Genomic DNA, 13,382 nt, shown 5'->3' with positions numbered 1-13,382 from the left:
TGTTTTTGTTATGGCTGATTGACTATAGCCAGCGAGCCTTGCCAAGTGATCACCCGAAAGAGTGCTTTACAGTGCTCGAGACACTCTGGCTCGCAGGTTTCGACGGATCAGTCCCATCCGTGACAAGCCAAGAATGGCTTGAAACCAGCAATTAGCAAGCCAAACGCTTGTTTGACTGATCAGTCACATTTTTGCCGTTGAAATTCGTGCCTTACAGGGTCGACAGAAACTCACTTCCTGCTGCCTGCCATTGCGCGATGTCGACGCGAATACGCTTTTTGTCCAGCTTGCCCACACTGGTCTTGGGAACTTCGGTAACAAGCGCGACCTGAGTGGGAATGGCCCACTTGTTTATGTGGCCTTGCTCGACGAAAGGCGTGAGGTGCTCCTTGAGAATTCTCGCGTCCAGCGCCTGCCCCTCCTTCGCCACCACCAGCGCGAACGGCCGCTCGCCCCACTGCGGATCGGCCACGCCAACCACCGCGACTTCACGCACTGCAGGATGGCGACTTATCAGGTCTTCCAGCTCCAGCGAGGAGATCCACTCACCACCGGTCTTGATCACATCTTTGATGCGGTCGCGAATGTCGATGAAGCCCATGGCGTCCAGGGTCGCCACATCGCCGGTGTGCATCCAGCCATGCGCCCACAGCTCTTCGCTCTTTTCCGGCTCGCGGTGGTAGCCCTGGGTCAGCCAGGGGGAGCGCAATACCAGCTCACCCTGGGTTTCGCCATCGTTTGGTAGTCGCTGGCCGTCGGCGTCCATGATCGCCGCCTCCACCAGGGGCACCGGGATGCCGGCCTTGATGCGATAGGTGATGCGCTCGTCTTCACTGCCGGCAAGCAACTCCTCGTTGAGGTAACCACAGGAAATCAGCGGGCAGGTTTCCGACATGCCATAGGCTGCTGTGAGCTCGATGCCGCTCGCCTTAGCTGCGTCATACAGCGCGCGATTCAGGGCGCTGCCACCGATGATGATCTTCAGCCCCTTGAAATCGTAACCCTGGGCACCGGGGGCGCCGAGCAGCATCTGCAGGATGGTCGGCACGCAGTGGGAGAAAGTCACCTGCTCGCCTTTGATCAGCTTGCAGAGCATTTCCGGCTCGTAACGGCCCGGGTAAACCTGCTTCACCCCCAACAAAGTGGCGACATAGGGCACGCCCCAGGCATGCACGTGGAACATCGGCGTGATCGGCATGTACACGTCATCGCTACCCATCAGGCGGATGCTGTCCAGGCTGCCGACGGTGCAGGCCATGGACAGGGTGTGCAGCACCAACTGGCGATGGGTGAAGTACACGCCCTTGGGGTTGCCGGTTGTCCCCGTGGTGTAGAAGGTAGTGGCCACCGAGTTCTCATCGAAATCGGCGAATTCGTATGCCGGGCTGGCAGCAGCCAGCAGCGCCTCGTACTCACCGACCAGGTTTGGCAGTTCTGCACGGGAGTCGTCACCATCGGTCAGCAGCAGCGTGCCGGTGACACCGGTGAGCTGATCGGCAATGCCTTGGTAAAGCGTCACGAAATCACTGTTGACCAGTACGAAACGGTCGTCGGCGTGGTTCATGGTGTAGAGGATCTGCTCGGGTGACAGGCGAATATTGATGGTATGCAGCACCGCACCGATCATCGGCACCGCGAACATGCACTCCAGATAGCGGTGGCTGTCCCAGTCCATCACCGCCACCGTATCCCCAGCCTTGACCCCTGCCTGACCCAGCACGTTGGCCAGACGCGCCACCCGCTCGGCGAAGGTCGCGTAGCTGTAGCGCAAGGTGTCGCGATAGACGATCTCGCGGGTTTTCTCATAGCGACAGCCAGAGAACAGCAGGTGCTTGATCAGTAGCGGGTATTGATGGGCATTGGCAGCGGGAGGAATGATGCGGGTCTGCAGCATGGGCTCACCTGTTATGGACTATTGTGGGTAGCGACGATATGAAGCGAAACCAGGGTGTGTCTTGGCATCTCGGCCGACAGTACCGCGAGCACGAACCCGCTCAAATTAGTCGATAGGATGACTTTTCAACCCTAGCCCAAGACCACAGTGCCTGTTTCGCCCCATTCCTGAAGATCGAGGTAAAAGCATGTCAGATATTGTCATCGTCAGCGGCGCACGCACGCCTATGGGGGGCTTCCAGGGCAGCCTGTCGACAGTCAGCGCCGTGGAGCTAGGCGCTACCGCGATCCGCGCAGCGGTAGCCAAAGCCGGTATCGCGCCAGCCGATGTGCAGGAAGTGATCATGGGCTGCGTGCTGCCCGCGGGCCTCAAACAGGGGCCGGCACGCCAGGCGTCATTGGCCGCCGGCCTGCCCAGCGCCACAGGCTGCACCACCCTCAACAAACTCTGTGGTTCCGGCATGAAAGCGGTGATGCTGGCCCACGACCTGATCAAGGCTGGCAGTAACGAGGTAATGATCGCCGGCGGCATGGAGAGCATGTCCAATGCCCCGTACCTTCTACCGAAGGCACGTGGAGGCCTGCGCATGGGCCATGGTGAGGTCAAGGATCACATGTTCTTCGACGGCCTGGAGGACGCCCGCACGGGCCGCCTGATGGGTTCCTTCGCCCAGGAAACCGCGGATAGCTATGGCATCACACGCGAAGCCATGGATGCCTATGCCATCGAGTCATTGCGCCGCGCACAGCACGCCATGACCGCCGGGCTGCTGGCCGATGAAATCGTGCCCGTCACTCTGAGCACCCGCCAGGGCGATACGCAGATAAGCGAGGACGAGCAACCGCTGAGCGCCAGGATAGACCGTATTCCGAACCTGAAGCCGGCCTTCAGCAAGGACGGCAGCATCACTGCAGCCAACGCAAGCTCGATCTCCGATGGCGCCAGCGCGCTGCTACTGATGAGTGCCGAGCAGGCCGAGGCGCGCGGTCTCAAGCCGCTGGCTCGAATCGTCGCCCACGCAACGCAGAGCCAGGATCCCAGCGAGTTCACCCTCGCCCCGATCGGCGCCATCAGCAACCTGCTGCGCAAAACCGGCTGGCAGAAAGACGAGGTCGACCTGTTCGAGATCAACGAAGCTTTCGCCATGGTCAGCATGCTGGCCATCCGTGAACACGGCCTCGATCATGCCAAGGTGAACATCTACGGCGGTGCTTGCGCCCAAGGTCACCCGGTAGGCTCGACCGGCTCGCGGATCATCATCACGCTGATCAACGCACTGCGCCAAACCGGTGGTAAGCGCGGCATCGCCTCGCTGTGCATTGGAGGTGGCGAGGCGACGGCAATCGCCGTGGAAATCATCTAGCGCTCAGTGAAGGAGGAGCGCTCCTGCGCTCTTCACTTCAACTCGGTGAAGGCCAGTTTGATACCCAGGCCGACCAGCACGGCGCCCATCAGGCGATCGAACCAGTGGCCCATGCGGGCAAAGCCATCACGCACCCGCTGATGGCTGAACAGCATTGCGACCAGGCAGAACCACAGTGCGGTGGCCACGGCCAGGTAGACACCGTAACCGCCCTGAACCAGCAGCGGGGTGTGTGGGTTGATCACCACGGTAAACAGCGACAGGAAGAACAGCGTCGCCTTGGGGTTCAGGCCATTGGTGACGAAACCCGTGACGAAGGCCCCGCGAGGCGTTCGCGCAACCGCTGGAGCCTGATTCTGCGCGGCATCCGCAGTCGCCGGCCTGGCACGTAGCGCCTTGAAACCGATGTATAACAAGTAGGCGGCAGCCAACCACTTCAAGGCATTGAACAACACGATGGACTGGGAAACGATCAGGCCGATCCCCAGCAGCGAATACGCCACGTGAACGAAAATCCCCATGCCTACGCCCAGCGCGCAGAACACACCCGTGCGGCGACCGTGCGCCACGCTTTCGCGCACCACGATGGCGAAGTCCGGCCCGGGGCTGGCCACGGCCAGCAGGTGAATCAGGGCGACGGTGAAGAATTCCATCCAGTACATAGCGGCTCCGCATTGGGCTTCAAACTGTCGACGGCCTTCAATGGTCGAGCTTCACCCTTGGGTGGGTCAAGCTGCCGCAGACAGCGAACAGGTTCTGATAGGCTGCACTTTACTTCCCAACAAGACCGCCAGAAAAGGTACAGCTGATGAGCAAAACCGGCCGCGCAGTATTTCTCGACTACCGTTCCCTCGACCTCGGCGATCTGGACATGAGCCCGCTGCGCGAGCAGTTCGCCGAACTGATATTGCACGAGCGGAGTACGTCGGAGCAGGTCTTCGAACGGCTGCAGGGCGCCCGCGTGGCAATCGTCAACAAGGCAGTGATCGACGCCTCGGTGCTCGCCGCTTGCCCGGATCTCGAGCTGGTACTGGTAACCGCCACCGGTACCAACAATGTCGACCTGGACGCGGCCCGGGCCCATGGCGTCGCCGTCTGCAACTGCCAGGGTTACGGCACGCCCTCGGTCGCGCAGCACACCCTCACGCTGCTGCTCGCCCTGGCCACCAGCCTGGCGGATTACCAACGCGACATCCGCGCCGGTCGCTGGCAGCAATCACCGATGTTCTGCCTGCTCGACCATCCGATCGTCGAACTCGAAGGCAAGACCCTGGGCATGCTCGGTCATGGTGAACTCGGCGGTGCCGTTGCCCGGCTCGCCGAAGCCTTCGGTATGCGCGTGCTCTACGGGCAGTTGCCAGGCCGCCCGCCGCGGGCGGATCGCCTGCCGCTGGACGAACTGCTGCCCCAGGTCGATGCACTGACCCTGCATTGCCCGCTGACCGAGCAGACCCGCAACCTGATTACCGCCCGCGAGCTGGACTTGCTCAAGCCCGGTGCTTTCGTGATCAATACCGCCCGTGGTGGCCTTATCGACGAGCAGGCCCTGGCCGACGCCCTGCGTGCAGGCAAACTCGGCGGTGCAGCCACCGATGTGCTGACTCAGGAGCCGCCCCGTGATGGCAACCCGTTGCTGGCTGCCGACATTCCTCGCCTGATTATCACGCCCCATAGCGCCTGGGGCAGCCGCGAGGCGCGTCAGCGGATCGTCGGGCAACTGGCGGAAAATGCGGCAGGCTTTCTGTCAGGGCAGGCAAAGCGCCAAGTGAACTGACGGTTCGCCTCCAGCTTTGGGCTTGCAGCTTGAAGCCGGCGCCCCTACCCTTCGCGCTTTTGCCGGGGAGATCTCATGGATCCGCGAAGTGAAGTGCTGCTGCGTCAGGCCGAGCTGTTCAACGGCCCGATACTGCTCGCGGGGCTCCCGGCCGATGACCTGCTCGGGCAACTGCCACAAGCCCTTGGCTGGAGCTGGCACGCAGGCGACCACGGCCGACTCGAAACTCGCTTCGCCGAGCGCAGCAGCTTTGGGGTGACCCCGCCGCAGGCCAGCTTCGACTCTGCCGTGCTGTTTCTGCCCAAGTCGCGCGAGCTGACCGGTTACCTGCTCGACGCTCTGGCTGCCCGTCTGCCAGGCGGCGTGCTCTACCTGGTCGGCGAAAAGCGCGCTGGTGTCGAGCGCGCTGCCAAACAGATGGCCGCCTACGGCACGCCGCGCAAGCTCGACAGCGCCCGCCACTGCCAGTTGTGGCAAGTGCGTGTGGAGCAGGCCCCTGCCATCCCGGATCTCTCCACGCTGGCGCAGCACTACAGTCTGCAGCTCGATGACGGACTGCTCGAGGTGATCACCCTTCCCGGGGTATTCAGCCACGGCCGGCTGGACATCGGCAGCGCCCTGCTGCTCGAACACCTGAGCGAGCTGCCGAGCGGCCACTTGCTGGACTTCGGCTGTGGCGCCGGCGTGCTAGGTGCGGTACTCAAACGCCGCTATCCAGACAGCCACGTCACGCTGCTGGACGTCGATGCGTTTGCCGTCGCCAGCAGTCGCCTGACCTTGGCCGCGAACGGCCTGGAAGCAGACGTCATCAGCGGTGATGGCATCGCTGCGGCGCCCTCCGAGCTGAGCGCAATCCTCAGCAACCCACCGTTCCACCAGGGCGTGCATACCCATTACCAGGCCAGCGAAGACTTGCTGCGTCAGGCCGGCAAACACCTGCGCAAGGGTGGGCAGATTCGCCTGGTGGCCAACCGCTTCCTCAAATACCCGCCGCTGATCGAGCAACATATCGGCACCTGCCACACCCTGGCCGATGCCGAGGGTTTCCGCATCTACCAAGCGCTCAGCCGCTGAAGCGTCGGGCCTGCGGCACAGCGGCGCAGGCCTTGCCCAACGCGCCCTACTTGGGCAGAATGCGCGCGTCCTAGGGGAGTAGTCTCCCGCGAGCGCCAGCTCGCCCGGCATGCATCAACATACTTGGTCAGCTGACCATGGTGCGTGCGACCCAAGACCCGCCAAGACGGGTCTGCGCCACTCGGCCACAGCAAGCACGAGTGCCGCGCAGGGTTTGACAAGACCTATGACACGAACACCTTACCCGGGGCGGGAAGGCTGTACGTGTCATAGCCGTGTCTACCCGCCCCTTTAGGAAACCTGATGCTGGAATCTCTTTTCGTTCCCACCCTGATCGTTGCCCTGGCGGAAATCGGCGACAAGACGCAGCTGCTTGCGTTGCTGCTGGCGGCGCGCTTCCGCAGGCCGTGGCCGATCATCTGGGGCATGGTGGTCGCCACCCTGGCCAATCACCTGGTGGCCGGCGCAGTCGGTAACTGGGTCGCGGGGCTACTCTCTCCCGCGCTGCTAAGCTGGATACTCGCCGCCTCGTTCATCATCGTGGCGCTGTGGACGCTGATTCCAGACAAACTCGACGATGACGAAAGCTCCAACCTGAAACGCTACGGCCCGTTCCTGACCACCCTGATCGCCTTCTTCCTGGCCGAGATGGGCGACAAGACCCAGGTGGCGACCGTGATGCTCGCCGCCCAGTATCCGCACTTCATCATGGTGGTCATCGGCACCACTCTGGGCATGCTGATCGCCAACGTACCGGTAGTACTGGCCGGCAACTTCGCTGCAGATCGCCTGCCCCTCAACCTGATTCGTCGACTGGCCGCTACCGCCTTCGCGGCACTGGCACTCTACGCGGCCTACCAGGCGATGCTCTTGAGTGGTGTTATAAGCAGTTAACCGCTCCCGCATTAGCGATGACGCAGGTCACCGCTATCATCGAACGACTGAACACTGCGCTACAGCCTGTCATCCAATGAAGACAACAGGCCCTAGATCACTTCTTCGCTTGCTGATAAAGCGGCATCACCTTCGGAATGGCCGCCTGCAACGACGCGATGCGGCTTGATGACGCCGGGTGAGTGCTCATGAACTCAGGCGGCGAGCCCTCGCTGGCCTTGGCCATTTTCTCCCACAGCGAGACCGCGGCATTGGGGTTGAATCCACCCCGCGCCGACAGCTCCAGGCCGATCAGGTCAGCCTCGTTCTCATTGCTACGGCTGTTAGGCAGCGTCATACCGTAGTTCACCGCTGCGTCAGCCAGTGCCATCTTATCCGGCGTTACGCCCAGCAACGCAGCAGCGCCCTGCTTGGCCAGGTTCACACCATAGGCCTTGGACATCGCCTCTCGACCGTGCTCACGCAAAGCGTGGGCAATCTCGTGGCCCATCACCGCGGCGATCTCGTCATCGGTAAGCTTCAGTTTATCGATGATGCCCGTGTAGAAAATGATCTTGCCGCCCGGGCCGCAGTTGGCATTCAGCTCCGGGCTGTCGATCAGATTGACCTCCCACTGCCACTGCGCGGCATCGGGACGGAACAGCGGCGCCTGTTTGATCAAACGGTCGGCGATGCGCTGCAGACGCTTGGCATCTGCGCTGTTCTTCTCCAGCACGCCCTGAGTAGACGCTTCGCTGAGCGTCTGCTGGTAGGACTGGGCATACATCTGGTTGACTTCATCGGTCGACAACGCACTGAACATGTACTGCTTGCGCTCGACACCCACTGCGCCACCGCTGGTGGTGTTAACGGACTGGCATCCCGCCAGCAGCAAGGCCGCAGCCAAAGTAGTGAAAGACAACGACGATTTCATGCTGGATCTCCCTGAGAACTGAGCGACGTATGCTAGGGGCTGTTAGAGGTGCTCGCAAGTTGAGCGATCAGGCGGGCGTAAGACACTCTGGGCCATCAAGCTTCGGATCATTGACAAGGTTGCTCAATACGCGTTCCCGCAGTGCCGGTGACGTACCGACGAGCAGTGCCTGCAGCTGCTCCATTGGCGTATCCACGGCCAGCCAGCGCTGTTGATCCTGCTCATTCAGAATCAGCGGGCGACGCAGCGTGGCGGCGGCCTGAGTGACCATGGCAGTGCTGAGGTAGACATGCCCTTCGACCGGGTAGGCCTCCCAAACGGCCGCGAAAAAAAGCAATGAGTCCTGACCACTCAACCAATAGGGCCGCTTGCGAGCGGCACCGCGCCACTCGTAGAAGCCGTTCGCCGGGATCAACCCACGACGCAGGCGAAAGCCCTCGCGAAACATGGGCTGATCGACCAGCGTCTCAGCGCGGGCATGAGCCGGCGTTTTCGACAAATCCTTGAGCCAGGGAGGCGTCAGCCCCCAACGAGCGCGCACCAGCGAACGCTGGTCGCCGTCGGCACGCTGCAGCAGCACCTGGGCGCCCGGTGCAAAATTCCAGTGTGGCTGTTGATCAACGGGAAAACCGGGTAGCGCAGCAAAGGCAGGCGTCCAGCGAAACAGGGCAAAGCGTCCACTCATGAGTGACCCGATCAGGAGGAGTGGGCGCGACACTGCCTTAACACAGCAACACACCCTGAAAATTATCCGGTTCGTCACCGGGCAGCGGTTGCGCGCCATTGTACTCGCCGATCAACTGACGGGCGCGCTCAGCATCGTCATCCTCAACCAACATCCCGAGCAAGCCACAGGCCGGCAGCTCGCCTACCGCACCAACCAGATGCCCGCCAACCAGATGCACCTGAATACCTTCACTGGCGAGCATGCCCTTTAACAACTCACCCTCCATCAGATCCTGGGGCTCGTAGATGCGCTTCATCAGTCGTTCTCTCCGTGCACGTCCAGTTGCCAATCCACACCATCGGTACTGAGCGAGAAGACGATTGGCCGGCAACACACCGGGCAGTCCTCGATGTACTGCTGATCCCCCGCCGATAGATCCAGTACGGCTTCGACCGGCTCACCGCAATAAGGGCATTGGTAATCCTGTGTTTCCAGCATAGGGCGCCTCCTTGTGACTTGCAGGGTATAATCGGCGGTCTATTGCTGCCCCCTGGTCGGCTGTCGTTGCGCCTCAAAGGCTCGAACAGCAACCGCTCTCCTCGAAGGGGCTCAACCTCTCAATCGCAGCGACAACCACAAGAGATCATTGATGGGCGAATTCGATAGCATCCGACCCTACGCCGACGCGGAAATTCCAGCCGTTCTGGCGCGCCTGTTGGCAGACGATGCGTTCCTCGACATCCTTACCCAGTTTCGTTTCCCGCGCTTGGCGGGATCATTCGGCTGGCTGCTCAAACCTCTTATAGCTCATCGACTGCGGTCGCAGTTCCGCGCCATCAATTCGGTGAGCGCGCTGCAGGACACCATCGAGCCCTACGTCGACCGTACCGTCGAGAAAGCCACCGATGGCGTAACCTACTCGGGTGTAGAAACCCTCAAGTCCGGCAGTGCCTATCTGTTTCTGGCCAATCACCGCGACATTGTCATGGATCCGGCCTTCGTCAACTACGCGGTTTACCACGCGGGGCTGAAAACGCCACGCATCGCGATCGGCGACAACTTGCTGCAGAGACCCTTCGTCAGCGACCTGATGCGTCTGAACAAAAGCTTTATCGTGCACCGCTCGATCAGTGGCCGCCGAGAAAAGCTGGCGGCTTACCAATTGCTGTCAGCCTACATCAGCCACTCGATTCGCAACGATGGCGAGTCGATCTGGATCGCTCAAGCCGAAGGCCGAGCCAAAGACGGTGACGACCGCACCGATTCGGCGATTCTCAAGATGTTCCACATGAGCCGCAAGGACGAGCCATTCGCCGAGGTTATCGGCAGCCTCAAGCTGACGCCGGTGTCGATCAGCTACGAGTATGATCCTTGCGACCAGGCCAAGGCCCTTGAGCTGTACACCCGTGCGACCACCGGTAGCTACACCAAACAACCAGGCGAAGATGACAAGAGCATCGCCCTAGGCATCACCGGCTACAAAGGCCGTGTACACGTGCACTTTGGCGATCCGCTGACCAGCGGTTTCCAGGATGCCAAACAACTGGCGATCATCACCGATGCGCACATCCTCACCGGCTACCGCCTATTCCCCGTGCACTACCTGGCGTATGCCATGTGGAGCGAACGTGATCCGCAGCTCGATGTGCCGGCGGCCGAAGCATTGTTCGACACTGACGAACTGGCTGCGGCCAAAGAGGAGTGGCAAAAGCGCCTGAGCAACTGCCCGAGCGAACAGCAGCCCTATCTGGTACTGCAGTACGCCATGCCGGTACGCAATCAGTATCGCATCAAGGCTGGTATCCCTCTCTGATAGCTGGGCACTGACAGCAGAAACGAAAAAGCCCCGATATCTCGGGGCTTTTTCTTGCAACACGACTTACTTATTGACCGCTGAGTATCTGCGAAAGGGTCGGATCCTTGAAGGCTCGGGTCAGCGCATCACTCAACACGTCACTGACCAGTTTGGTGTTGGTTTCCTGGTTCGGCGCCATGCCAAAGCGCTGGTTCAGGGATGCACCGTAGCGGCCGCTGTAACGACGGTTGCTGTTCTGCACGTCGGCGCGGAAGGTGGCAGTCATGTCAGCTTCGGTGACATACAGACCTTCTTTGGGTGACTGATATTTCAGCTCAGCCAGGGTCAAGGTCAGCTGTGGCGCGTTGTAAGCGTTAGCGGATGGAGTGAAACCCAACAGGCGCACCGCTGCTTCGGCCTGAGCCTGCAACTTGGGCAGTACATCCTGGCCAGTCACGCTGATAGCGCTGGTCTCCGGATACAGCCCACCACGGGTTCCCAGAACCGGGGATGGGCGACCGTCAACGACACGCACGACCACAGGCTGGCCCTGACCAACTGGGGTCAAAGACCCGATGAGCTTGGGCTGCGGGCTGAGTTGTTGAGGGCTGTGGGCACAACCGACGAGAGCCAGACTGATAACGGCAACCAGACTAAACAACAGGCGATGCATATTCGGTTCTCCATGGAGGGGGCGCATAAGGCGCCGCGAAGTATAACCAATCGACCTGCAATGGGTGAGCGCGGTTCCGGTCATGTACCTGTCACATGCTGCCGGTATAAGACTTTGGTCGCTTTGCATGATGGAAGTTTGTTTGATGCGCACACGACTGGAAAACGTCACCAATCCCCCACGAATCCGCATCTTTGCCTGCCTCGACGAGCATGGTATCTGCCGTGCATTCCGACAGAGCGCCCAGCCACCGGGGCCTACGAGATGGTATGAGGTCAACGAACAACGCCTGACCTGGCTTGACTCGCCTCTCCCGGAAAGCGCCTTTATCCAGCGTTGAACAGCTACCTCGACGCTTGCGCGCCGAACGGCGTGCGTAATAAAAGTCATACTCAGCCGATCAATTTTCTTACTTTCGCCTTATAATCGCGCCCCGATTATAAGGACGCCTCCTGATCGGCCTCGCCGTACCGCTGATGCACTTCATGCCATCGGCAACGCCACAGAGAGTCGCCCACTTCGTGCTGCTCGATATCGACAGCCCTCTTCGCGCCATGCAGCGGTTCTCGCGTTTTCGCGGAACATCTGTCGCCGAGGAAGGCCCAACAGGCACATGAACTTTTGAGGTTCGCGTTCCAAAAGAACGTGAAAAAAACGGTTTCAATAACTTCACAAGAGTGTGGCGAACATATGAATCATCTTGCGGCAGGACAAGGCGACCCCCTCCCGTCACCCGGATCCCCAGGACAGCTCTGCAACCGCTGACAGGCGCACTCGACGCCCAGGCCGAAGGCCATCGATTGGACGCTGATTTTTTGGAGATGTGGCAATGGCGCAGAACGATTACGAAGCTGTAGATGTAGTGCTGGTTGGAGCCGGCATCATGAGCGCAACGCTGGCCGTGCTGCTCAAAGAGCTCGATCCGGGCATCAAGCTGGAAATCGTGGAAGCGATGGATTCCGGCGCGGTGGAAAGCTCCAACCCGTGGAACAACGCAGGTACCGGCCACGCTGGCCTGTGCGAGCTCAACTACACCCCCGAGTCCGCTGACGGTTCCATCGACATCAAAAAGGCGGTGAGCATCAACGCCCAGTTCGAGGAATCCAAACAGTTCTGGGCTTACCTGGTCAAAAAAGGCACCTTCGGTTCGCCGAAGACCTTTATCAACTCGGTTCCACACCTCAGTTTCGTGCGCGGCCAGAAAGGTGTCGATTATCTGAAGAAACGCTTCGAAGCCCTGCGTGTACACCATGCCTTTGAAGACATGGTGTACAGCGACGATCGCGACACCATGGCTCAGTGGATGCCACTGATGATGCCTGGCCGCAGCGCGAATGAGCCGATTGCAGCAACCCGCGTAGCCAATGGCACCGACATCAATTTCGGCGCGCTGACCAAAAGTCTGCTGGATTACCTGGCGCTACAGGGCAACGCAAGTGTGACCTGCAGCGAGCGAGTTACAGACCTGACGCGCAACGAGCAAGGCTGGCGCGTGATCACCAAGGATCAAAAAAACGGCACTCACCGTGAGATCCAGGCCCGGTTCGTGTTTCTTGGTGCTGGCGGCGGTGCTCTGCCTCTGTTGCAGATGTCGGGCATTCCGGAAGGCAAGGGTTTTGGTGGCTTCCCCGTCAGCGGCCAGTGGCTGCGCTGCGACAATCCGGAAGTGGTCAACCAGCACCAGGCCAAGGTGTACAGCCAAGCCGAAGTGGGCTCGCCCCCCATGTCGGTGCCGCACCTGGACACCCGCGTCGTCGACGGCAAGAAGTCCTTGCTGTTCGGGCCCTACGCCGGCTTCACCACCAAGTTCCTGAAGAAGGGCTCGTTCCTCGACCTGCCCATGTCGGTACGCCTCAACAACATCGGCCCGATGCTGGCAGTGGCTCGCGACAACTTCGACCTGACTCGTTACCTGGTCAAGGAAGTCATGCAGTCTCAGGAGCAACGCCTCAATACGCTGCGCGGCTTCTACCCGGAAGCCAAGGCCAGTGACTGGCGCCTGGAGATTGCCGGCCAACGTGTACAGATCATCAAGAAAGACGCCAAAAAAGGCGGCATTCTGCAATTCGGTACCGAGCTGGTGGCGGCCAAGGACGGCTCCATTGCCGCTCTTCTAGGGGCATCTCCGGGCGCGTCGGTGACGGTCTCGATCATGCTCGACCTGATCCGCCGCTGCTTCCCCGAGAAGACCGCTTCGGCAGAGTGGAGCAGCAAGCTGCACGAAATCTTCCCAGCACCTTATGCCGTGCTGAGTAGCGATGCCGAGCAGTATCGTGCGGTGCAGTCGCAGTCGGACGCTCTACTGCAACTGCAAGAACTGCAGCAGGTTTGATCG

Annotated in this window: 13 protein-coding genes and 1 riboswitch; of the genes, 6 read left to right on the top strand and 7 right to left on the bottom strand. The window is 60.7% G+C overall.

What is annotated here, in order from left to right; translation table 11 throughout:
• Positions 1-211: 211 nt before the first annotated feature.
• A complete protein-coding gene (locus ACZ0AI_RS23335; RefSeq protein ID WP_463563897.1) occupies positions 212-1,894 on the bottom strand; it encodes a fatty acid--CoA ligase in 1,683 nt (560 codons plus the stop codon).
• Between the two features lie 187 nt (positions 1,895-2,081).
• Here ACZ0AI_RS23335 and ACZ0AI_RS23330 point away from each other — a divergent pair, with 187 nt between their 5' ends.
• Positions 2,082-3,257 carry an acetyl-CoA C-acyltransferase gene (locus ACZ0AI_RS23330; RefSeq protein ID WP_463563896.1) on the top strand — a complete coding sequence of 392 codons (1,176 nt, stop codon included), beginning with the start codon at positions 2,082-2,084 and terminating at the stop codon, positions 3,255-3,257.
• Between the two features lie 32 nt (positions 3,258-3,289).
• Here ACZ0AI_RS23330 and ACZ0AI_RS23325 read toward each other — a convergent pair whose 3' ends face one another.
• Positions 3,290-3,919: a LysE family transporter gene (locus ACZ0AI_RS23325; RefSeq protein ID WP_463563895.1), complete on the bottom strand. Its 630-nt coding sequence runs from the start codon at positions 3,917-3,919 to the stop codon at positions 3,290-3,292.
• A 146-nt stretch (positions 3,920-4,065) separates the two neighbouring features.
• On the opposite strand from ACZ0AI_RS23325, the gene ACZ0AI_RS23320 reads away from it, so the two are divergent.
• The 3 genes from ACZ0AI_RS23320 (at position 4,066) to ACZ0AI_RS23310 (ending at position 6,999) form a co-directional block, all read left to right on the top strand.
• Positions 4,066-5,031: a 2-hydroxyacid dehydrogenase gene (locus tag ACZ0AI_RS23320; protein ID WP_463563894.1), complete on the top strand. Its 966-nt coding sequence runs from the start codon at positions 4,066-4,068 to the stop codon at positions 5,029-5,031.
• A gap of 75 nt (positions 5,032-5,106) precedes the next feature.
• Positions 5,107-6,105: a methyltransferase gene (locus ACZ0AI_RS23315; RefSeq protein ID WP_463563893.1), complete on the top strand. Its 999-nt coding sequence runs from the start codon at positions 5,107-5,109 to the stop codon at positions 6,103-6,105.
• A 61-nt stretch (positions 6,106-6,166) separates the two neighbouring features.
• Positions 6,167-6,321, top strand: a riboswitch (yybP-ykoY riboswitch).
• A gap of 90 nt (positions 6,322-6,411) precedes the next feature.
• Entirely contained in the window at positions 6,412-6,999 is a 588-nt protein-coding gene (locus ACZ0AI_RS23310; protein ID WP_463566011.1) for a TMEM165/GDT1 family protein, read from the top strand.
• Positions 7,000-7,096: 97 nt separating this feature from the next.
• Here the strand turns inward: ACZ0AI_RS23310 and ACZ0AI_RS23305 are convergent, their stop codons facing one another.
• The 4 genes from ACZ0AI_RS23305 to ACZ0AI_RS23290 form a co-directional block, all read right to left on the bottom strand.
• On the bottom strand, positions 7,097-7,912 hold the full coding sequence (locus ACZ0AI_RS23305; protein WP_463563892.1) for a M48 family metallopeptidase: 816 nt from the start codon (positions 7,910-7,912) through the stop codon (positions 7,097-7,099).
• 67 nt (positions 7,913-7,979) lie between these two features.
• Entirely contained in the window at positions 7,980-8,597 is a 618-nt protein-coding gene (locus ACZ0AI_RS23300; RefSeq protein ID WP_463563891.1) for an SOS response-associated peptidase, read from the bottom strand.
• Positions 8,598-8,634: 37 nt separating this feature from the next.
• Positions 8,635-8,895: a putative signal transducing protein gene (locus ACZ0AI_RS23295; protein ID WP_463563890.1), complete on the bottom strand. Its 261-nt coding sequence runs from the start codon at positions 8,893-8,895 to the stop codon at positions 8,635-8,637.
• A complete protein-coding gene (locus ACZ0AI_RS23290) occupies positions 8,895-9,077 on the bottom strand; it encodes a CPXCG motif-containing cysteine-rich protein (RefSeq protein WP_463563889.1) in 183 nt (60 codons plus the stop codon). Before ACZ0AI_RS23290 ends, ACZ0AI_RS23295 begins: the two co-directional genes overlap by 1 nt.
• A gap of 151 nt (positions 9,078-9,228) precedes the next feature.
• Between ACZ0AI_RS23290 and ACZ0AI_RS23285 the strand changes: the two genes are divergently transcribed.
• The gene (locus tag ACZ0AI_RS23285) at positions 9,229-10,392 is read left to right on the top strand and encodes a 1-acyl-sn-glycerol-3-phosphate acyltransferase (protein ID WP_463563888.1); all 1,164 of its coding nucleotides are present in this window, start codon (positions 9,229-9,231) and stop codon (positions 10,390-10,392) included.
• Positions 10,393-10,462: 70 nt separating this feature from the next.
• On the opposite strand, the gene ACZ0AI_RS23280 is transcribed toward ACZ0AI_RS23285, so the two are convergent.
• Positions 10,463-11,047, bottom strand: coding sequence for a YajG family lipoprotein (locus ACZ0AI_RS23280; protein WP_463563887.1), 585 nt, complete (start codon positions 11,045-11,047; stop codon positions 10,463-10,465).
• An 829-nt stretch (positions 11,048-11,876) separates the two neighbouring features.
• Here ACZ0AI_RS23280 and mqo point away from each other — a divergent pair.
• Positions 11,877-13,379: a malate dehydrogenase (quinone) gene (mqo, locus tag ACZ0AI_RS23275; protein WP_463563886.1), complete on the top strand. Its 1,503-nt coding sequence runs from the start codon at positions 11,877-11,879 to the stop codon at positions 13,377-13,379.
• Positions 13,380-13,382 lie beyond the last annotated feature (3 nt).

Source organism: Pseudomonas sp. AC355 (genome assembly GCF_979258205.1).
This window is presented reverse-complemented; position numbering and strand designations above follow the sequence as displayed.